Origin of the sequence: Leclercia pneumoniae (assembly GCF_017348915.1) — a bacterium.
Classification (GTDB): Bacteria; Pseudomonadota; Gammaproteobacteria; order Enterobacterales; family Enterobacteriaceae; genus Enterobacter; species Enterobacter pneumoniae.
Genome location: NZ_CP071383.1, coordinates 699,441 through 719,204 on the forward strand (window position 1 = coordinate 699,441; position 19,764 = coordinate 719,204).

17 protein-coding genes are annotated in these 19,764 nt (G+C 55.1%); all 17 read left to right on the forward strand.

Features of this window, described 5'->3' with window-relative positions:
- Positions 1-114: 114 nt before the first annotated feature.
- The 17 genes from cra (at position 115) to lpxC (ending at position 19,566) form a co-directional block, all read left to right on the forward strand.
- Positions 115-1,119 carry a catabolite repressor/activator gene (gene cra / locus JZ655_RS03275; protein WP_040077179.1) on the forward strand — a complete coding sequence of 335 codons (1,005 nt, stop codon included), beginning with the start codon at positions 115-117 and terminating at the stop codon, positions 1,117-1,119.
- A gap of 598 nt (positions 1,120-1,717) precedes the next feature.
- Entirely contained in the window at positions 1,718-2,176 is a 459-nt protein-coding gene (gene mraZ, locus JZ655_RS03280; protein WP_040077178.1) for a division/cell wall cluster transcriptional repressor MraZ, read from the forward strand.
- A 2-nt stretch (positions 2,177-2,178) separates the two neighbouring features.
- A complete protein-coding gene (rsmH, locus tag JZ655_RS03285; protein ID WP_040077177.1) occupies positions 2,179-3,120 on the forward strand; it encodes a 16S rRNA (cytosine(1402)-N(4))-methyltransferase RsmH in 942 nt (313 codons plus the stop codon).
- Positions 3,117-3,482 (forward strand): cell division protein FtsL, encoded by a 366-nt coding sequence (gene ftsL / locus JZ655_RS03290; protein WP_040077176.1) that lies wholly within the window; start codon positions 3,117-3,119, stop codon positions 3,480-3,482. The genes rsmH and ftsL overlap by 4 nt, the downstream gene beginning before the upstream one ends.
- 15 nt (positions 3,483-3,497) lie before the next feature.
- A complete protein-coding gene (locus tag JZ655_RS03295) occupies positions 3,498-5,264 on the forward strand; it encodes a peptidoglycan glycosyltransferase FtsI (RefSeq protein ID WP_207292992.1) in 1,767 nt (588 codons plus the stop codon).
- On the forward strand, positions 5,251-6,738 hold the full coding sequence (gene murE, locus JZ655_RS03300) for a UDP-N-acetylmuramoyl-L-alanyl-D-glutamate--2,6-diaminopimelate ligase (protein WP_046884989.1): 1,488 nt from the start codon (positions 5,251-5,253) through the stop codon (positions 6,736-6,738). The genes JZ655_RS03295 and murE overlap by 14 nt, the downstream gene beginning before the upstream one ends.
- Positions 6,735-8,093: a UDP-N-acetylmuramoyl-tripeptide--D-alanyl-D-alanine ligase gene (gene murF, locus JZ655_RS03305; RefSeq protein ID WP_207292993.1), complete on the forward strand. Its 1,359-nt coding sequence runs from the start codon at positions 6,735-6,737 to the stop codon at positions 8,091-8,093. The genes murE and murF overlap by 4 nt, the downstream gene beginning before the upstream one ends.
- A complete protein-coding gene (gene mraY, locus JZ655_RS03310; protein WP_040077172.1) occupies positions 8,087-9,169 on the forward strand; it encodes a phospho-N-acetylmuramoyl-pentapeptide-transferase in 1,083 nt (360 codons plus the stop codon). Before murF ends, mraY begins: the two co-directional genes overlap by 7 nt.
- Before the next feature lie 2 nt (positions 9,170-9,171).
- Complete coding sequence (gene murD / locus JZ655_RS03315) at positions 9,172-10,488, forward strand: UDP-N-acetylmuramoyl-L-alanine--D-glutamate ligase (RefSeq protein WP_207292994.1); 1,317 nt, start codon at positions 9,172-9,174, stop codon at positions 10,486-10,488.
- Positions 10,488-11,732: a cell division protein FtsW gene (gene ftsW / locus JZ655_RS03320; protein WP_207292995.1), complete on the forward strand. Its 1,245-nt coding sequence runs from the start codon at positions 10,488-10,490 to the stop codon at positions 11,730-11,732. Before murD ends, ftsW begins: the two co-directional genes overlap by 1 nt.
- Positions 11,729-12,793: an undecaprenyldiphospho-muramoylpentapeptide beta-N-acetylglucosaminyltransferase gene (gene murG, locus JZ655_RS03325; RefSeq protein ID WP_207292996.1), complete on the forward strand. Its 1,065-nt coding sequence runs from the start codon at positions 11,729-11,731 to the stop codon at positions 12,791-12,793. The genes ftsW and murG overlap by 4 nt, the downstream gene beginning before the upstream one ends.
- 56 nt (positions 12,794-12,849) lie before the next feature.
- On the forward strand, positions 12,850-14,325 hold the full coding sequence (gene murC / locus JZ655_RS03330; protein WP_040077168.1) for a UDP-N-acetylmuramate--L-alanine ligase: 1,476 nt from the start codon (positions 12,850-12,852) through the stop codon (positions 14,323-14,325).
- Entirely contained in the window at positions 14,318-15,238 is a 921-nt protein-coding gene (locus tag JZ655_RS03335; protein ID WP_207292997.1) for a D-alanine--D-alanine ligase, read from the forward strand. The genes murC and JZ655_RS03335 overlap by 8 nt, the downstream gene beginning before the upstream one ends.
- 1 nt (position 15,239) lies before the next feature.
- The gene (gene ftsQ / locus JZ655_RS03340) at positions 15,240-16,079 is read left to right on the forward strand and encodes a cell division protein FtsQ (RefSeq protein WP_046884983.1); all 840 of its coding nucleotides are present in this window, start codon (positions 15,240-15,242) and stop codon (positions 16,077-16,079) included.
- On the forward strand, positions 16,076-17,332 hold the full coding sequence (gene ftsA / locus JZ655_RS03345) for a cell division protein FtsA (protein ID WP_046884982.1): 1,257 nt from the start codon (positions 16,076-16,078) through the stop codon (positions 17,330-17,332). The genes ftsQ and ftsA overlap by 4 nt, the downstream gene beginning before the upstream one ends.
- A gap of 63 nt (positions 17,333-17,395) precedes the next feature.
- Positions 17,396-18,547 (forward strand): cell division protein FtsZ, encoded by a 1,152-nt coding sequence (gene ftsZ / locus JZ655_RS03350; protein WP_207292998.1) that lies wholly within the window; start codon positions 17,396-17,398, stop codon positions 18,545-18,547.
- A gap of 101 nt (positions 18,548-18,648) precedes the next feature.
- Entirely contained in the window at positions 18,649-19,566 is a 918-nt protein-coding gene (gene lpxC, locus JZ655_RS03355; RefSeq protein ID WP_040077161.1) for a UDP-3-O-acyl-N-acetylglucosamine deacetylase, read from the forward strand.
- Positions 19,567-19,764 lie beyond the last annotated feature (198 nt).

A 19,764-nucleotide genomic window follows, 5' to 3' on the forward strand; every position in this document is an offset into this window, starting at 1 on the left:
CTTTGTGCAGACAAAAGCGGTTGCCGCACACTCTTTTCTGCGCTTAGATGTTAAAAGATTTAGCCATAACCCTGTTGAGGTCATGGACTCTTTTATTTTTTTTGAGGGGCAATTGTGAAACTGGATGAAATCGCCCGGCTCGCCGGCGTGTCACGAACTACGGCAAGCTATGTGATTAACGGTAAAGCGAAGCAATATCGTGTGAGCGATAAGACCGTTGAGAAAGTCATGGCAGTGGTTCGTGAACATAACTACCATCCGAATGCCGTAGCGGCGGGTTTACGCGCCGGACGCACCCGTTCAATAGGTCTGGTCATTCCGGATCTGGAAAACACCAGCTACACCCGTATTGCAAATTATCTGGAACGTCAGGCGCGCCAGCGTGGCTATCAGCTGCTTATCGCCTGCTCGGAAGATCAGCCTGATAACGAAATGCGCTGTATCGATCATCTGCTGCAGCGTCAGGTTGATGCGATCATTGTTTCAACCTCCCTGCCACCGGAGCACCCTTTTTATCAGCGTTGGGCTAACGATCCGCTGCCGATTGTCGCTCTGGATCGTGCGCTGGATCGCGAACATTTCACCAGCGTTGTGGGAGCGGATCAGGACGACGCCGAAATGCTGGCGGCAGAGCTGCGTACCTTCCCGGCAGAGAAAGTCCTCTATCTGGGCGCGTTGCCAGAGCTATCCGTCAGCTACCTGCGTGAACAGGGCTTCCGGACCGCATGGAAAGACGATCCGCGCAAAGTGGAGTTCCTCTATGCCAATAGCTATGAACGTGAAGCCTCTGCGCAGCTTTTTGAGAAGTGGCTAGAGACGCACGAGATGCCGCAGGCGCTCTTTACCACCTCTTTTGCCCTGTTGCAGGGGGTGATGGACGTGACGCTGCGTCGTGAAGGCAAATTACCCTCGGATCTGGCTATCGCCACCTTTGGGGATAATGAACTGCTCGATTTCCTGCAGTGCCCGGTACTGGCCGTTGCCCAGCGCCACCGCGATGTGGCGGAACGAGTACTGGAAATCGTGCTGGCAAGCCTGGATGAGCCGCGCAAACCTAAACCGGGATTAACCCGTATTCGGCGTAATCTTTATCGCCGTGGTGTACTCAGCCGCGTGTAATAGCCTGACAGGGCAGGTGGGCTGCCCTGTTATTTTGCTTTAATACTCTAAAAATAATGGCCATATTTTTTTTAGGATAATTCTTTAAAAAAGGGCCAGCCCCCTTCTTCAATTACTCGAACATTTAAATTTGTCAGTTTCCTGCTTATTTCAATGTTATTCGTTTACCAGGTTGTATTATTTTGTAACATTCCTGAAGCGCGGTGCTGAATTATCAGCCATTTTTTCCCATCCGAACCTCCCCGGCGCAGTACCGCGGCAGGCTGCGACACATAGCCGTGTAACTGGTGCTGTTATCCCCCTGCAATATGTCTTAAAATGCTGCCCGCGTCGCAAACTGACACTTTATATTTCCTTGCGATGAGAGAAGTGATCTTTAACGCCACTATGTTTATTCGATTTTTTCTTACAAATATTCATAACGTTAATTTGCCTCGCCGGTTGTTCAGTTATTAGCCGGGTCAGGTTACGTCCGTAAACTTGGCGTATTTAGTCTGGTATGGCGGAAGTCCTGGCTTGACAAGGTTTTCCCTCGCTCCGTAAACTCCTTCGGGTGGGATTTTGTGGGTTAAAGTGGTATTGAGGGGGTGAGGCTGGCATGTTCCGTGGAGCGACGTTAGTCAATCTCGACAGCAAAGGGCGTTTATCGGTACCAACCCGATATCGTGATGAGCTGAATGAGAGCGCTTCTGGTCAAATGGTGTGCACCATTGACATCAACCACTCCTGCCTGCTGCTTTACCCCTTGCCTGAATGGGAAATCATTGAGCAAAAGCTGTCTCGACTGTCGAGCATGAATCCACAGGAACGCCGCGTGCAGCGTTTGTTGTTGGGGCATGCGAGTGAATGTCAGATGGACAGTGCGGGCCGATTATTGATCGCCCCGGTACTGCGGCAACATGCTGGTCTGACGAAAGAAGTGATGCTGGTCGGACAGTTCAACAAGTTTGAACTGTGGGACGAAACGACCTGGTATCAACAGGTCAAGGATGATATCGACGCTGAGCAGTCCGATTCCGCGATGTTAACGGATCGATTGCAGGATTTGTCTCTATAAAAATGATGGAAAATTATAAACATACGACGGTGCTGTTGGACGAGGCCGTAAACGGCCTGAATATTCGTCCTGACGGCATTTATATTGATGGGACATTTGGTCGCGGCGGTCACTCGCGTCTGATTCTCTCCCAACTGGGAGCAGAAGGTCGCTTACTGGCAATCGATCGCGATCCGCAGGCTATTGCCGTGGCGAAGACCATCGATGATCCGCGCTTTTCCATCGTACATGGCCCTTTCTCTGCGTTGGCTGACTATGTCGCTGAACGCGATCTGACCGGTAAGATCGACGGTATTCTTCTCGATCTTGGCGTCTCTTCACCACAGCTTGATGACGCAGAGCGCGGCTTCTCCTTTATGCGCGATGGCCCGCTGGACATGCGTATGGATCCTACGCGCGGACAGTCTGCCGCCGAATGGTTGCTGACGGCCGAAGAGGCGGATATCGCCTGGGTGATCAAAACCTTTGGTGAAGAACGTTTTGGTAAGCGCATTGCCCGCGCCATCGTTGAGCGTAACCGTATTGAGCCGATGACCCGTACCAAAGAGCTTGCGGAAGTTATCGCAGCGGCGATGCCGGTGAAGGATAAATACAAACACCCCGCGACCCGTACATTCCAGGCGGTGCGCATCTGGGTAAACAGTGAACTGGAAGAGATAGAGCAGGCGCTAAAAAGCTCGCTCGGCGTGCTGGCCCCGGGAGGGCGGCTATCAATCATCAGTTTCCATTCGCTGGAAGACCGCATTGTGAAGCGTTTTATGCGCGAACAGAGCCGCGGTCCGCAGGTTCCGGCAGGGTTACCGATGACTGAAGAGCAACTCAGGAAACTTGGCGGCCGTCAGTTGCGTGCACTAGGCAAGTTAATGCCGGGCGAAGAAGAAGTGGCTGAAAATCCACGTGCCCGTAGTTCAGTACTGCGCATTGCAGAAAGGACGAACGCATGATCAGCAGAGTGACAGAGACCCTCAGCAAAGTGACGGGATCGTTAGGAAGCAACGAGCGCCATGCCTTGCCTGGCGTGATCGGTGACGATCTTTTGCGATTTGGGAAACTGCCACTCTGCCTGTTCATCTGCATTATCGTAACGGCCGTAACGGTGGTCACCACCGCACACCACACCCGTTTGTTAACGGCGCAACGTGAACAGCTGGTACTGGAACGTGATGCGCTGGACATTGAGTGGCGAAATTTGATTCTTGAAGAAAATGCGCTCGGCGATCATAGCCGGGTTGAACGGATCGCAACGGAAAAGCTGCAGATGCAGCATGTTGATCCTTCTCAGGAAAATATCGTAGTACAAAAATAAGGGAAAACGCGACGCATGAGAGCAGCGGCAAAAGCGCTAAAACCAAAACGTCAGGAAGAACAGGCCAGCTTTATCAGCTGGCGTTTTGCGTTGTTATGCGGCTGTATCTTACTGGCGCTGGGCTTTCTGCTGGGACGAGTGGCGTGGCTACAGATCATCGCACCGGACATGCTGGTACGTCAGGGGGACATGCGCTCCCTTCGCGTACAAGAGGTCTCGACATCACGAGGGTTGATCACCGATCGTTCTGGTCGTCCGCTGGCCGTCAGCGTGCCGGTAAAAGCGATCTGGGCCGATCCGAAGGAGCTGCATGACGCCGGCGGGATCTCTCTGGATAACCGCTGGAAAGCCCTCTCTGACGCGCTCAAAATGCCGCTGGATCAGCTCGCCGCGCGGGTGAATGCCAACCCGAAAGGGCGATTCATCTATCTGGCGCGCCAGGTCAATCCTGATATGGCTGATTACATTAAAAAGCTGAAACTGCCGGGGATCCATCTGCGTGAAGAGTCACGCCGTTACTATCCGTCAGGGGAAGTCACCGCTCACCTCATCGGCTTTACCAATGTGGATAGCCAGGGTATTGAAGGCGTCGAGAAGAGTTTCGATAAATGGCTCACCGGCCAGCCTGGCGAGCGTATCGTGCGTAAAGACCGCTATGGCCGCGTCATTGAAGATATCTCCTCTACCGATAGCCAGGCGGCACACAACCTCGCCCTTAGCATCGATGAGCGTCTGCAGGCGCTGGTTTACCGTGAGCTGAATAACGCCGTCGCTTTCAACAAAGCTGAATCAGGTAGCGCTGTGCTGGTCGACGTCAGCACCGGCGAAGTGCTGGCGATGGCCAGCAGTCCTTCCTATAACCCGAACAATTTCGCCGGTACCGCCAAAGACGCAATGCGTAACCGGTCCATTACCGACGTGTTTGAACCGGGTTCAACCGTGAAGCCTATGGTCGTCATGACCGCCCTGCAACGCGGTATCGTCAATGAAAATACGGTGCTGAACACGGTTCCTTATCGAATTAACGGCCACGAAATCAAAGACGTGGCGCGCTACAGCGAATTGACCCTGACCGGGGTTCTGCAGAAGTCGAGTAACGTCGGTGTTTCTAAGCTGGCGTTAGCGATGCCGTCCTCAGCGTTAGTAGAAACTTACTCACGTTTTGGGCTAGGAAAGGCGACCAATTTGGGGTTGGTCGGAGAACGCAGTGGCTTATATCCTCAAAAACAACGGTGGTCTGACATAGAGAGGGCCACCTTCTCTTTCGGCTACGGGCTAATGGTAACCCCGTTACAGTTAGCGCGAGTCTACGCAACGATTGGCAGCTATGGCATCTATCGTCCGCTGTCGATTACCAAAGTTGATCCCCCGGTCTCCGGCGAGCGTGTCTTTCCGGAGTCTATCGTACGTACGGTTGTGCATATGATGGAGAGCGTGGCGCTGCCAGGCGGCGGCGGGGTCAAAGCCGCAATTAAAGGCTATCGTATCGCGATTAAGACCGGTACAGCGAAAAAAGTAGGGCCGGACGGTCGCTACATTAATAAATACATTGCCTATACCGCAGGTGTAGCGCCTGCAAGCAATCCGCGTTTTGCGCTGGTGGTAGTAATTAACGATCCACAGGCGGGTAAATACTACGGTGGCGCCGTTTCCGCGCCGGTGTTTGGTGCCATCATGGGCGGCGTTTTACGTACCATGAACATCGAACCGGATGCGCTGGCAACGGGCGAGAAAAGTGAATTTGTAATTAATCAAGGTGAGGGAACAGGTGGCAGATCGTAATTTGCGCGACCTTCTTGCTCCATGGGTGCCAAACGCACCGGAGCGAGCACTGCGGGAGATGGTACTCGACAGCCGTGTGGCTGCATCGGGCGATCTCTTTGTAGCGGTGGTCGGTCATCAGGCGGACGGGCGTCGGTATATCCCGCAGGCGATTGCGCAAGGTGTAGCTGCCATTATTGCTGAGGCAAAAGATGAGGCGACCGACGGTGAAATCCGTGAAATGCACGGCGTGCCGGTAATCTTTCTCAGCCAGCTGAATGAGCGTCTCTCTGCACTGGCAGGGCGTTTTTATCATGAACCGTCTGAACAACTGCGTCTTATTGGCGTAACCGGTACGAACGGCAAAACCACCACCACGCAGCTTATGGCGCAGTGGGCGCAATTGCTGGGCGAGACCGGTGCGGTGATGGGCACCGTAGGCAATGGTTTGCTGGGCAAAGTGATCCCGACAGAAAACACCACCGGCTCTGCGGTTGACGTCCAGCACGTGCTGGCGGGTCTGGCAGGGCAGGGGGCAACCTTCGCTGCGATGGAAGTCTCTTCTCACGGGCTGGTTCAACATCGTGTGGCGGCGCTGAAGTTTGCCGCCTCGGTGTTCACCAACCTGAGCCGCGATCACCTCGATTATCACGGTGATATGGAAAATTACGAGGCCGCGAAATGGCTGCTCTATTCCACTCACCACTGCGGTCAGGCGATCATTAATGCCGACGATGAAGTCGGCCGCCGCTGGCTGGCTAAGCTGCCGGACGCCGTTGCCGTGTCGATGGAAGACCATATCAACCCGAACTGTCATGGCCGCTGGCTAAAAGCCACGGAAGTGAACTACCACGACAGCGGTGCAACCATCCGTTTCGTCTCCTCCTGGGGCGAAGGCGAAATTGAAAGCCGTCTGATGGGGGCGTTTAACGTTAGCAATCTGCTACTGGCGCTGGCAACGCTGCTGGCACTGGGTTACCCACTCGCAGAACTGCTGAAAACCTCAGCTCGCCTGCAGCCGGTATGTGGCCGCATGGAAGTCTTTAGCGCACCGGGTAAACCGACCGTAGTGGTTGATTATGCCCACACTCCGGACGCACTGGAGAAGGCGCTGCAGGCAGCTCGTCTGCACTGTGCCGGCAAACTCTGGTGCGTGTTTGGCTGTGGCGGCGATCGTGATAAAGGCAAACGTCCGTTGATGGGCGCCATCGCGGAAGAGTTTGCAGACATTCCGGTCGTGACGGATGACAACCCACGTACCGAAGAGCCGCGCGCCATCATTAACGATATCCTGGCCGGGATGCTGGACGCCGGACGTGCTCGCGTTGTTGAAGGGCGCGCCGAAGCGGTCACTAACGCCATTATGCAGGCCGGTGAAAACGACGTGGTCTTGTTGGCGGGTAAAGGGCACGAAGATTATCAGATCGTGGGGACCAACCGTCTGGACTACTCCGATCGCGTGACCGCAGCGCGTCTGCTGGGGGTCGTAGCATGATTAGCGTATCGCTAAGCCAACTCGCCGGCATTTTGCACGGTGAACTGCAGGGACAGGATCTGACCTGTGATGCGGTAACAACGGACACCCGTAAAATCACCCCAGGGTGCCTGTTTGTGGCGCTGAAGGGCGAGCGTTTTGACGCTCATGATTTTGCCGATCAAGCCAAAGAGGCCGGCGCTGGCGCACTGTTAGTGAGTCGTAAGCTGAATGTCGATTTGCCCCAGGTGGTGGTGAAAGATACCCGCCAGGCGTTTGGTGAACTGGCGGCATGGGTGCGCCAACAGGTCCCTACGCGGATCGTGGCGCTGACCGGTTCATCCGGTAAAACTTCGGTTAAAGAGATGACCGCGGCCATTTTGAGCCAATGCGGTAACACCCTCTACACTGCCGGGAACCTGAATAATGACATCGGTGTGCCGATGACTCTGCTGCGTCTGACGCCAGAGCATGAGTATGCCGTGATTGAGCTTGGCGCTAACCACCAGGGAGAAATCGCCTGGACCGTCAGCCTGACTAAACCGGAGGCGGCGTTAGTCAATAATCTGGCGGCCGCTCACCTCGAAGGGTTTGGCTCGCTCGAAGGCGTGGCGAAAGCGAAGGGCGAAATCTATACCGGTCTGCCGCAGAACGGTATCGCCATCATGAACGCCGATAATAACGACCAGTTGAACTGGAAGAGCGTGATTGGCGATCGCAAAACCTGGCGATTTTCACCGAATGCTGCCAACAGCGACTTTACGGCAACCAATATCCATGTGACCTCGCACGGTACAGAGTTCACCTTACAAACGCCAACCGGCAGCACGGACGTTCTGCTGCCGTTGCCGGGGCGCCATAACATCGCCAACGCGCTGGCCGCGACGGCGCTGGCCATGGCGGTCGGTGCTCCCCTGAGCGCTATCAAAACCGGACTGGCAAATTTGACCGCGGTACCAGGTCGTCTGTTCCCGGTCCCACTGGGTGAAAACAAACTGCTGCTGGACGACTCCTATAACGCCAACGTCGGGTCGATGACCGCTGCGGTTCAGGTGCTGTCCGAAATGCCGGGCTACCGCGTGCTGGTGGTCGGTGACATGGCAGAGCTGGGTGATGAAAGCGTAGCGTGTCACCGCCAGGTGGGGGAAGCAGCGAAAGCTTCAGGTATTGATCGCGTGTTAAGCACCGGAGCATTAAGCCAGACACTTAGTGAGGCAAGCGGCGCAGGTGAGCACTTTGCTGACAAAGCCGCCCTGATCACCCGCCTGAAGGCGTTGATTCAGGAAAAACAAATCATCACCGTTTTGGTGAAAGGTTCACGTAGCGCAGCCATGGAAGACGTTGTGCGCGTATTACAGGAGAATGGGACATGTTAGTTTGGCTGGCCGAACATTTGGTCAAATATTATTCAGGCTTTAACGTCTTTTCTTATCTGACGTTTCGCGCCATTGTCAGCCTGCTGACTGCGTTGTTCATCTCTTTATGGATGGGCCCGCGCATGATTGCCCATCTGCAAAAGCTCTCTTTCGGCCAGGTTGTCCGTAACGATGGTCCGGAATCACACTTCAGCAAACGTGGTACGCCAACCATGGGCGGCATCATGATTCTGACGGCGATCGTCGTTTCCGTGCTGTTGTGGGCCTACCCGTCTAACCCCTATGTCTGGTGTGTGCTGGTTGTGCTGGTGGGCTACGGGATTATTGGTTTTGTCGATGATTACCGCAAAGTGGTACGCAAAGATACCAAAGGGCTGATAGCCCGCTGGAAATACTTCTGGATGTCGGTGATTGCGCTGGGCGTGGCATTCGCGCTCTACCTGGCCGGCAAAGATACCCCGGCCACCGAGCTGGTGGTGCCGTTCTTCAAGGATGTGATGCCACAGCTGGGGATCTTCTACATCCTGCTGGCTTACTTCGTCATTGTGGGTACCGGTAATGCGGTGAACCTGACCGATGGTCTGGACGGCCTGGCTATTATGCCGACTGTCTTCGTGGCTGGCGGGTTTGCGCTGGTGGCGTGGGCAACCGGGAATATGAACTTCGCGAACTACCTGCACATTCCTTATCTGCGTCATGCCGGCGAGCTGGTGATTGTCTGTACGGCGATTGTGGGCGCGGGGCTCGGATTCTTGTGGTTCAACACCTATCCGGCGCAGGTCTTTATGGGTGACGTCGGTTCGCTGGCGCTGGGTGGTGCACTGGGCATTATCGCCGTGCTGCTGCGTCAGGAGTTCTTGCTGGTGATCATGGGAGGGGTGTTCGTGGTTGAAACCCTGTCAGTGATTTTGCAGGTGGGCTCCTTCAAGCTGCGCGGTCAGCGCATCTTCCGTATGGCGCCGATTCACCATCACTATGAATTGAAAGGCTGGCCGGAGCCGCGCGTGATTGTGCGCTTCTGGATTATTTCGCTGATGCTGGTGCTGATTGGCCTGGCAACGCTGAAGGTACGTTAATCATGGCAGATTACCAGGGTAAAAAAGTCGTTATCATCGGGCTGGGCCTTACCGGGCTCTCCTGCGTGGACTTTTTCCTTGCGCGCGGCGTCACGCCGCGCGTAATGGATACGCGTATCTCTCCGCCTGGGCTGGACACACTGCCGGAACAGGTTGAACGCCACCTTGGTGGTCTTAATGATGACTGGCTGCTGGCAGCCGATCTGATCGTTGCCAGCCCCGGTATGGCGCTGGCGCACCCTTCGTTAAGCGCCGCAGCCGATGCGGGCGTTGAAATTGTGGGTGATATTGAACTGTTCTGCCGTGAAGCACAGGCGCCAATCGTCGCCATTACCGGCTCTAACGGTAAAAGCACCGTCACGACCCTCGTGGGTGAGATGGCAAAAGCGGCAGGCGTGAGCGTCGGTGTCGGCGGAAACATTGGATTGCCCGCCTTAATGCTGCTCGATCAGGGACGCGAGTTGTATGTTCTGGAGCTTTCCAGCTTCCAGCTGGAAACCACCTCCAGCCTGAAGGCCGTGGCCGCCACGATCCTCAACGTAACCGAAGATCATATGGACCGTTACCCGTTTGGTCTGCAGCAATACCGTGCAGCCAAACTGCGGGTTTACGAGAATGCAGAAGTTTGTGTGGTTAACGCCGATGATGCGCTGACAATGCCGGTTCGCGGCGCCGATGAGCGCTGCATCAGCTTTGGTATCAACATGGGTGACTATCATCTGAATCGTCAGCAGGGCGAAACCTGGCTGCGCGTGCAGGGTGAAAAAGTGCTGAACGTAAAAGAGATGAAGCTTACCGGGCAGCATAACTACACCAATGCGCTGGCGGCGCTGGCGCTGGCGGATGCCGCCGGGTTACCGCGTGCGTCCAGCCTGAAAGCCCTCACCACCTTTACCGGTCTTGCTCACCGATTCCAGCTGGCGCTGGAACACAACGGCGTGCGCTGGATCAACGACTCCAAAGCCACCAACGTGGGTAGCACCGAGGCGGCGCTGAATGGCCTGCACGTAGAGGGTACGCTGCATCTGTTGCTTGGCGGTGATGGCAAATCGGCTGACTTCTCTTCTCTGAAACCGTATCTGAAGGGCGACAACGTGCGCCTTTACTGCTTCGGCCGGGATGGCGCAGAGCTGGCGGCATTACGTCCGGAGGTCGCACAGCAGACAGAAACCATGGAACAGGCGATGCGCCTGCTCGCCCCCACGCTGAAGCCGGGCGATATGGTGTTGCTCTCTCCTGCCTGCGCCAGCCTTGATCAGTTTAAAAACTTTGAACAGCGTGGCGATCTCTTCACCCGCCTGGCGCAGGAGTTAGGCTGATGCGTTTATCTTTCCCTCGCTTTCGCCTGCCGCGCCTGCCGGGATTCGGTATCCTGGCGTGGATCTTCGCGGCGCTGAAAGGCTGGGTCATGGGCTCACGGGATAAAGATTCCGATAGCCTTATCATGTATGACCGTGTGCTGCTCTGGCTTACGCTGGGGCTGGCCGCTATTGGCTTTATTATGGTGACCTCCGCCTCGATGCCCGTGGGGCAGCGTCTGGCGAACGATCCTTTCCTGTTTGCCAAGCGTGATGGTTTGTACATTATTCTCGCATTCTGTCTGGCGATGGTGACACTGCGTCTGCCGATGGAGTTCTGGCAGCGGCACAGCACCGCAATGCTTATCGCCTCTATCGTCATGCTGCTGATTGTTCTGGTGGTGGGCAGTTCTGTTAACGGGGCATCGCGCTGGATTGCCTTTGGCCCGCTGCGAATTCAGCCTGCGGAGTTTACCAAACTGTCGCTCTTCTGCTATCTGGCCAACTACCTGGTGCGTAAAGTCGATGAGGTGCGTAACAACCTGCGCGGCTTTTTAAAACCGATGGGCGTGATTCTGGTGCTGGCGGTATTACTGCTTGCGCAGCCTGACCTGGGTACCGTGGTCGTGCTGTTTGTCACCACGCTGGCCATGCTGTTTCTCGCTGGCGCCAAATTGTGGCAGTTCATCGCCATTATCGGGATGGGCATCTCTGCCGTCGTGCTGTTGATTCTGGCTGAACCCTACCGTATCCGCCGCGTAACCTCGTTCTGGAATCCGTGGGAAGATCCCTTCGGCAGCGGTTATCAGCTCACCCAGTCATTGATGGCGTTTGGACGGGGTGAATTCTGGGGGCAGGGGCTGGGGAATTCCGTCCAAAAACTTGAGTATTTACCGGAGGCACATACCGACTTCATCTTCTCTATCATTGGGGAAGAACTGGGTTATATCGGTGTGGTATTAGCACTTTTAATGGTATTCTTCGTCGCTTTCCGCGCCATGTCGATTGGCCGAAAAGCGCTGGTGATTGACCATCGCTTCTCGGGCTTTCTGGCGTGCTCGATCGGGATCTGGTTCAGTTTCCAGGCTCTGGTGAACGTCGGCGCGGCGGCCGGCATGCTGCCCACAAAGGGGCTGACGTTGCCGTTGATCAGTTATGGTGGCTCGAGTCTGTTGATTATGTCGACCGCCATTATGTTTTTGCTACGTATAGATTATGAAACGCGTCTGGAGAATGCCCAGGCGTTTACACGAGGTTCACGATGAATCAACCGAAGCGGTTAATGGTGATGGCAGGCGGTACCGGCGGACATGTCTTTCCGGGGCTGGCGGTTGCGCACCATTTGATGGATCAGGGCTGGCAAGTACGCTGGCTAGGAACCGCAGACCGCATGGAAGCCGATCTGGTGCCGAAACACGGTATCGAGATCGACTTTATTCGTATTTCCGGTCTTCGCGGCAAGGGACTGAAAGCTCTGCTGCTCGCACCGGTACGCATTTTCAATGCCTGGCGTCAGGCGCGCGCCATCATGAAACGCTTTAAGCCGGACGTGGTGCTGGGCATGGGCGGTTATGTCTCTGGCCCGGGTGGCCTGGCGGCATGGTCGTTGGGTATCCCCGTTGTGCTGCATGAGCAGAACGGTATCGCGGGCCTCACTAATAAATGGCTGGCGAAAATTGCCAGCAAAGTGATGCAGGCTTTCCCGGGGGCGTTTCCGAAAGCCGATGTCGTGGGTAACCCGGTGCGCGTTGATGTGCTGGCGCTGCCGCTACCCCAGGCGCGACTCACCGGGCGTGAAGGGCCGGTGCGGGTGCTGGTCGTCGGAGGCTCGCAGGGCGCGCGCGTGTTGAACCAGACGATGCCGCAGGTGGCCGCGAAGCTGGGTGAGGCTGTGACAATTTGGCATCAAAGCGGTAAAGGCGCTCAGCAGACCGTTGAGCAAGCTTATGCAGAGGCCGGTCAGCCGCAGCATAAGGTCACCGAATTTATCGACGACATGGCCGCCGCTTACGCCTGGGCCGATGTGGTAGTTTGCCGCTCTGGTGCATTGACGGTAAGCGAAATCGCTGCCGCCGGTTTGCCAGCGCTGTTTGTGCCGTTCCAGCACAAAGATCGTCAGCAGTACTGGAATGCGTTGCCACTTGAGAAAGCCGGCGCCGCAAAAATCTTTGAACAGCCGCAATTTACCGCAGATGCGGTCGCCACCACCCTGGCGGGCTGGAACCGGGAGACATTACTGGAGATGGCGCAGCACGCACGCGCGGCCGCGATCCCGGATGCCACCGAGCGGGTAGCAAAAGAAGTGAGCCTGGCAGCCCAGGCTTAACCCTCGCAGCGCGTGTTGCGCTGCACGAATTTTAAGTAGTCGATGGCGTTTAGAGAATGAATACACAACAACTGGCGAAACTGCGTTCAATCGTGCCCGAGATGCGTCGCGTCCGGCACATTCACTTCGTTGGCATCGGCGGCGCCGGTATGGGCGGTATTGCCGAAGTGCTGGCGAATGAAGGTTACCAGATCAGCGGTTCTGATCTGGCGCCGAACCCTGTTACGCAACAGTTGGCGTCGCTTGGCGCAACAATCTATTTCAACCATCGCCCGGAAAACGTCAGTGACGCGAGCGTGGTGGTGGTATCCAGCGCGATTTCTGCCGATAACCCGGAGATTGTGGCTGCGCACGAAGCGCGTATCCCGGTAATCCGCCGCGCCGAAATGCTGGCTGAGTTGATGCGTTTCCGTCACGGCATCGCTGTTGCCGGAACTCACGGTAAGACCACGACGACGGCGATGGTCTCCAGTATTTATGCCGAAGCGGGTCTCGATCCAACGTTCGTGAACGGCGGGCTGGTGAAAGCGGCAGGCGTGCATGCACGCCTGGGTCACAGCCGTTACCTGATTGCTGAAGCAGATGAAAGTGATGCGTCATTCCTGCATTTACAACCGATGGTGGCGATTGTTACCAACATCGAAGCCGACCATATGGATACTTACCAGGGCGATTTCGAAAATTTAAAGCAAACATTCATCAACTTTTTGCACAATCTGCCGTTTTATGGACGTGCAGTAATGTGCGTGGACGATCCGGTCATCCGCGAGCTGCTGCCGCGAGTGGGGCGTCAGATAACTACTTACGGCTTCAGTGAAGATGCCGATGTGCGCGTTGAGAACTATCAGCAGATTGGTGCTCAGGGGCACTTTACACTGGCCCGCCAGGATAAAGAGCTGGTGCAGGTCACGCTGAACGCGCCGGGTCGCCACAACGCGCTAAACGCCGCGGCGGCGGTTGCCGTAGCAACGGAAGAGGGCATTGAAGACGAGGCAATTTTGCGCGCGCTGGAGAGCTTCCAGGGCACTGGCCGTCGTTTTGATTTCCTTGGGGAGTTCCCGCTGGCAGAGGTTAACGGCAAAACCGGTACCGCTATGCTGGTAGATGACTATGGTCATCACCCTACGGAAGTGGATGCCACCATTAAGGCGGCGCGTGCCGGCTGGCCAGATAAAAATCTGGTGATGGTATTCCAGCCTCATCGCTATACCCGTACCCGCGATCTCTATGATGACTTCGCTAACGTCCTGTCACAGGTGGATGCCCTGCTGATGCTGGATGTTTACTCTGCGGGTGAAGCGGCAATTCCGGGCGCGGACAGCCGTTCGCTGTGTCGTACCATTCGTGGGCGCGGTAAGATTGACCCGATTCTGGTCCCCGACCACGCACAGGTAGCGGCGATGCTCGCCCCCGTGCTGACCGGTAATGATTTGATTCTGGTTCAGGGTGCGGGAAATATCGGCAAGATCGCCCGTAACTTAGCTGAAATCAAACTGAAGCCGCAAAATTCGGAGGAAGAACGCCATGGCTGATAAGATCGCCGTCCTGCTTGGCGGGACTTCCGCTGAACGCGACGTTTCTCTGAACTCTGGCGCAGCAGTACTGGCGGGTCTTCGCGAAGGTGGCATTGATGCGCACCCGGTCGATCCAAAGGAGACGGATGTCACGCGCCTGAAAGAGATGGGATTTGATAAGGTTTTCATCGCCCTCCACGGTCGTGGCGGTGAAGATGGCACCCTGCAGGGGTTACTGGATTTGATTGGCTTGCCCTATACCGGCAGTGGCGTCATGGCGTCGGCCATTTCTATGGATAAGTTGCGCAGCAAATTGTTGTGGCAGGGTGCGGGCTTACCGGTCGCGCCATGGGTTGCTGTTACGCGCCGCGAATTTGAATTAGGCCTGCCAGACAGCGTTATTTCGCGAATTGCCGCGCTGGGTTTGCCGGTTATTGTTAAGCCCAGCCGCGAAGGCTCCAGCGTTGGCATGTCTAAAGTGGACAATGCAGGCGATATATCTTCGGCATTAGCGCTGGCATTTCAACATGATGAAGAAGTTCTGATTGAAAAATGGCTCAGCGGGCCGGAATTTACCGTCGCCATGCTTGGTGAAGAAATTTTACCGTCGATTCGTATCCAACCAGCCGGAACCTTCTATGATTATGAGGCGAAGTATCTCTCTGATGAGTCGCAATATTTCTGCCCTGCAGGTCTGAAAGAGAAGGATGAAGCGCAGTTACAGTCTCTGGTCCTTAAAGCATGGACTGTTTTAGGTTGTCGCGGTTGGGGTCGTATTGATGTGATGCAGGACAGTGATGGGCAGTTTTATCTGCTGGAGGCGAACACCTCTCCAGGAATGACCAGCCACAGCCTGGTGCCCATGGCGGCGCGTCAGGCGGGCATGAGTTTCTCCCAGCTTGTTGTACGTATTCTGGATCAGGCGCGCTGATATGTCTCAGGCTGCGCTGAACACGCGAAATCGTGACGAAGAGGAAGAGTATTCGTCTCGTCGCAATAATGGAACGCGTCTTGCAGGGATTATCTTCCTGCTTGCCGTGCTATGTACCGTGTTTGTCAGCGGCTGGATGGTGCTGGGCTGGATGGAAGATGCGCAGCGGTTACCCCTGTCGAAACTGGTGGTGACCGGCGATCGTCATTACACCCGTAACGATGATATACGCCAGTCAATCCTGGCGTTGGGATCGCCGGGAACCTTTATGACTCAGGACGTCAACATCATCCAGAGCCAGATTGAACGTCTGCCGTGGATAAAACAGGCAAGCGTACGCAAGCAGTGGCCCGATGAATTGAAGATTCATCTGGTTGAATTTGTGCCCATTGCGCGGTGGAATGATCAGCATATGGTTGACGCAGACGGAAATTCCTTCAGCGTCCCTGCCGATCGCGTCAGCAAGCAAAATTTACCCATGTTATATGGGCCGGAAGGCAGCGAAAATGAGGTCCTGGAAGGTTTTCGTAACATGGGGCAGGTGTTGGCTAAGGATCGGTTTACGTTAAAGAATGCGGCGATGACAGCGCGACGTTCATGGCAGTTAACGCTGACGAATGACATCAAGCTTAACCTTGGCCGCGGCGACACCATGAAGCGTCTGGCGCGATTTGTAGAACTCTATCCGGTTCTGCAACAACAGGCGCAGGCCGATGGCAAACGGATAAGCTACGTTGATTTGCGCTATGACTCAGGCGCGTCGGTGGGGTGGATCCCGGCGCCGGATGAGGAAACCAGGCAGCAACAAAATCAGGCACAGGTACAGGCAGAACAACAATGATCAAGGCGACGGACAGAAAACTGGTAGTTGGACTGGAGATAGGCACCGCGAAGGTAGCCGCTTTAGTAGGGGAAGTTCTGCCCGACGGTATGGTCAATATCATTGGCGTAGGCAGTTGCCCGTCTCGTGGTATGGATAAAGGTGGGGTAAACGACCTCGAGTCGGTGGTGAAGTGCGTACAGCGCGCCATCGATCAGGCAGAATTAATGGCAGACTGCCAGATTTCCTCTGTGTATCTGGCGCTCTCTGGCAAGCATATCAGCTGCCAGAATGAAATCGGTATGGTGCCGATTTCAGAAGAAGAAGTGACACAGGAAGACGTTGAGAACGTGGTCCATACGGCGAAATCCGTGCGCGTGCGTGATGAGCATCGCGTCCTGCATGTGATCCCGCAGGAATATGCCATCGACTATCAGGAAGGCATTAAAAATCCGGTCGGGCTTTCAGGCGTACGTATGCAGGCAAAAGTGCACTTGATCACATGTCACAACGATATGGCGAAGAACATCGTCAAAGCCGTTGAACGTTGTGGCCTCAAAGTTGACCAACTTATTTTCGCCGGTCTGGCAGCCAGTTATTCGGTGTTGACTGAAGACGAACGTGAACTGGGCGTCTGTGTCGTGGATATTGGCGGTGGTACAATGGACATGGCGGTGTATACCGGTGGAGCGTTGCGTCATACCAAAGTGATCCCGTATGCGGGTAACGTGGTAACCAGCGATATCGCTTACGCCTTCGGCACGCCACCGAGCGATGCAGAGGCGATTAAAGTGCGCCATGGCTGTGCGCTCGGCTCTATCGTCGGTAAAGACGAGAGCGTTGAAGTGCCAAGCGTAGGGGGACGTCCTCCTCGCAGTCTGCAGCGTCAGACTCTGGCAGAGGTTATTGAGCCGCGTTACACCGAGCTGCTGAACCTTGTTAACGAAGAGATTTTGCAATTACAGGAACAACTTCGCCAGCAGGGAGTGAAACATCATCTTGCGGCGGGGATTGTATTAACCGGCGGTGCGGCGCAAATTGAAGGTCTTGCGGCCTGCGCACAGCGCGTGTTCCATACGCAGGTGCGTATCGGTGCCCCGCTGAATATCACCGGTCTGACAGATTATGCCCAGGAGCCCTATTACTCTACGGCCGTGGGCCTGCTTCACTACGGGAAGGAAACCCATCTCAGCGGTGAAGCAGAAGTGGAAAAACGTGCGTCGGTGGGGTCGTGGATCAAACGAATCAACACCTGGCTACGAAAAGAGTTTTAATTTTTTTAAGAGACCGGAGAGAATTAACGGTTTCGGGCGACAGGCACAACGGAGAGAGAAACTATGTTTGAACCTATGGAATTAACCAACGACGCGGTGATTAAAGTCATCGGCGTCGGTGGCGGCGGCGGTAACGCCGTAGAGCACATGGTGCGTGAACGCATCGAAGGCGTGGAATTCTTTGCAGTTAACACCGATGCTCAGGCCCTGCGAAAGACGGCTGTCGGCCAGACAATTCAGATCGGTGGCGGCATCACGAAAGGTCTGGGCGCTGGGGCTAACCCGGAAGTCGGCCGTAACGCTGCCGAAGAAGACCGTGAAGCACTGCGTGCTGCGCTGGATGGTGCAGACATGGTGTTCATCGCAGCTGGCATGGGTGGTGGTACCGGCACGGGTGCTGCGCCAGTGGTGGCTGAAGTTGCAAAAGATTTAGGTATTCTGACCGTTGCTGTCGTCACTAAGCCTTTCAACTTTGAAGGCAAAAAACGTATGGCGTTTGCGGAGCAGGGTATTACTGAGCTGTCCAAACATGTGGACTCGCTGATTACTATCCCGAACGACAAGCTGCTGAAAGTGCTGGGTCGCGGTATCTCCCTGCTGGATGCCTTCGGTGCTGCGAACGACGTGCTGAAAGGCGCCGTTCAGGGTATCGCTGAGCTGATTACCCGTCCGGGTCTGATGAACGTCGACTTTGCAGACGTTCGCACCGTGATGTCCGAAATGGGCTACGCGATGATGGGCTCCGGCGTGGCAAGCGGTGAAGACCGTGCTGAAGAAGCCGCTGAAATGGCGATCTCCTCTCCGCTGCTGGAAGATATCGACCTCTCTGGTGCGCGCGGCGTGCTGGTTAACATCACCGCCGGCTTCGACCTGCGTCTGGATGAGTTCGAAACGGTGGGTAACACCATTCGTGCGTTCGCTTCCGACAACGCGACCGTGGTTATCGGTACCTCTCTGGATCCAGAGATGAACGACGAACTGCGCGTTACCGTTGTTGCAACTGGCATCGGCATGGACAAGCGCCCTGAGATCACGCTTGTCACTAACAAACAGACTCAGCCGCCAGTTATGGATCGCTACCCGCAGCACGGTATGACCCCGCTGACGCAGGAGCAAAAACCGGCCGCGAAAGTGGTTAATGACAATACACCGCAAACCCAGAAAGAACCGGATTATCTGGACATCCCAGCGTTCCTGCGTAAGCAAGCTGACTAGGATTAGGCTGGAATTTGGGGATTTGCGCTCTTTGTGCTAAACTGCCCTGCCGATAGTGATATACACTCTCGGTTGGATAAGTAATTTGGCGAGATTATACGATGATCAAACAAAGGACATTAAAACGTATCGTTCAGGCGACGGGTGTCGGTTTACATACCGGCAAGAAAGTCACGCTGACGCTGCGCCCTGCGCCGGCAAACACCGGGGTCATCTATCGTCGCACCGACTTGAATCCACCGGTAGATTTCCCGGCCGATGCCAAATCTGTGCGTGATACTATGCTCTGTACTTGCCTGGTGAACGAGCATGACGTGCGGATTTCTACCGTAGAGCACCTTAACGCCGCGCTGGCGGGTCTGGGTATCGACAACATTATTGTTGAAGTCGATGCGCCAGAAATCCCGATTATGGACGGCAGTGCTGCACCGTTTGTCTATCTGTTGCTGGATGCCGGCATCGAAGAGCTGAACAGTGCGAAGAAATTTGTTCGTATCAAAGAGACCGTTCGCGTTGAAGATGGCGACAAATGGGCTGAATTCAGACCGTTTAATGGTTTTTCGTTGGACTTTACCATCGACTTTAACCATCCGGCGATTGATTCCAGCACCCAACGCTATGCGATGAACTTCTCTGCTGATGCGTTTATGCGTCAAATCAGTCGCGCCCGTACTTTCGGGTTCATGCGTGATATCGAATATCTGCAGTCCCGTGGCCTGTGCCTGGGCGGTAGCTTCGATTGTGCCATCGTTGTTGACGATTATCGCGTACTGAATGAAGACGGCCTGCGTTTTGAAGATGAATTTGTTCGTCACAAAATGCTGGATGCGATTGGCGACCTGTTTATGTGTGGTCACAACATTATTGGTGCGTTTACCGCGTATAAATCCGGTCATGCGCTGAACAATAAACTGTTGCAGGCTGTACTGGCGAAACAGGAAGCATGGGAATATGTGACCTTCCAGGACGAAGCAGAACTGCCGCTGGCGTTCAAAGCACCAAGCACTGTTCTGGCCTAACGGTTACACCCGTTAACTAAAATAGACTGGTTAACCTGGCACTCTCTCCGGCCAGGGATACCAGTCTTTTTTGTTTTTGTCTTTCCTGAATTTTGCGGTCAACGGCGCGTTTGCTGGTTTCATGACCATTTTTAACTCTCTCTGTGCCTCATTACTGCTGCTGTGTATGGCCTTTAGTGGTAATATCTGGACGCGAAA

Excerpts from the sequence above, each read along its gene's own strand:
- mraZ (WP_040077178.1), top strand. The coding sequence starts at position 1,718 with ATGTTCCGTGGAGCGACGTTAGTCAATCTCGACAGCAAAGGGCGTTTA.
- rsmH (WP_040077177.1), top strand. The coding sequence starts at position 2,179 with ATGATGGAAAATTATAAACATACGACGGTGCTGTTGGACGAGGCCGTA.
- ftsL (WP_040077176.1), top strand. The coding sequence starts at position 3,117 with ATGATCAGCAGAGTGACAGAGACCCTCAGCAAAGTGACGGGATCGTTA.
- JZ655_RS03295 (WP_207292992.1), top strand. The coding sequence starts at position 3,498 with ATGAGAGCAGCGGCAAAAGCGCTAAAACCAAAACGTCAGGAAGAACAG.
- murF (WP_207292993.1), top strand. The coding sequence starts at position 6,735 with ATGATTAGCGTATCGCTAAGCCAACTCGCCGGCATTTTGCACGGTGAA.
- mraY (WP_040077172.1), top strand. The coding sequence starts at position 8,087 with ATGTTAGTTTGGCTGGCCGAACATTTGGTCAAATATTATTCAGGCTTT.
- murD (WP_207292994.1), top strand. The coding sequence starts at position 9,172 with ATGGCAGATTACCAGGGTAAAAAAGTCGTTATCATCGGGCTGGGCCTT.
- ftsW (WP_207292995.1), top strand. The coding sequence starts at position 10,488 with ATGCGTTTATCTTTCCCTCGCTTTCGCCTGCCGCGCCTGCCGGGATTC.
- murG (WP_207292996.1), top strand. The coding sequence starts at position 11,729 with ATGAATCAACCGAAGCGGTTAATGGTGATGGCAGGCGGTACCGGCGGA.
- murC (WP_040077168.1), top strand. The coding sequence starts at position 12,850 with ATGAATACACAACAACTGGCGAAACTGCGTTCAATCGTGCCCGAGATG.
- JZ655_RS03335 (WP_207292997.1), top strand. The coding sequence starts at position 14,318 with ATGGCTGATAAGATCGCCGTCCTGCTTGGCGGGACTTCCGCTGAACGC.
- ftsQ (WP_046884983.1), top strand. The coding sequence starts at position 15,240 with ATGTCTCAGGCTGCGCTGAACACGCGAAATCGTGACGAAGAGGAAGAG.
- ftsA (WP_046884982.1), top strand. The coding sequence starts at position 16,076 with ATGATCAAGGCGACGGACAGAAAACTGGTAGTTGGACTGGAGATAGGC.
- ftsZ (WP_207292998.1), top strand. The coding sequence starts at position 17,396 with ATGTTTGAACCTATGGAATTAACCAACGACGCGGTGATTAAAGTCATC.
- lpxC (WP_040077161.1), top strand. The coding sequence starts at position 18,649 with ATGATCAAACAAAGGACATTAAAACGTATCGTTCAGGCGACGGGTGTC.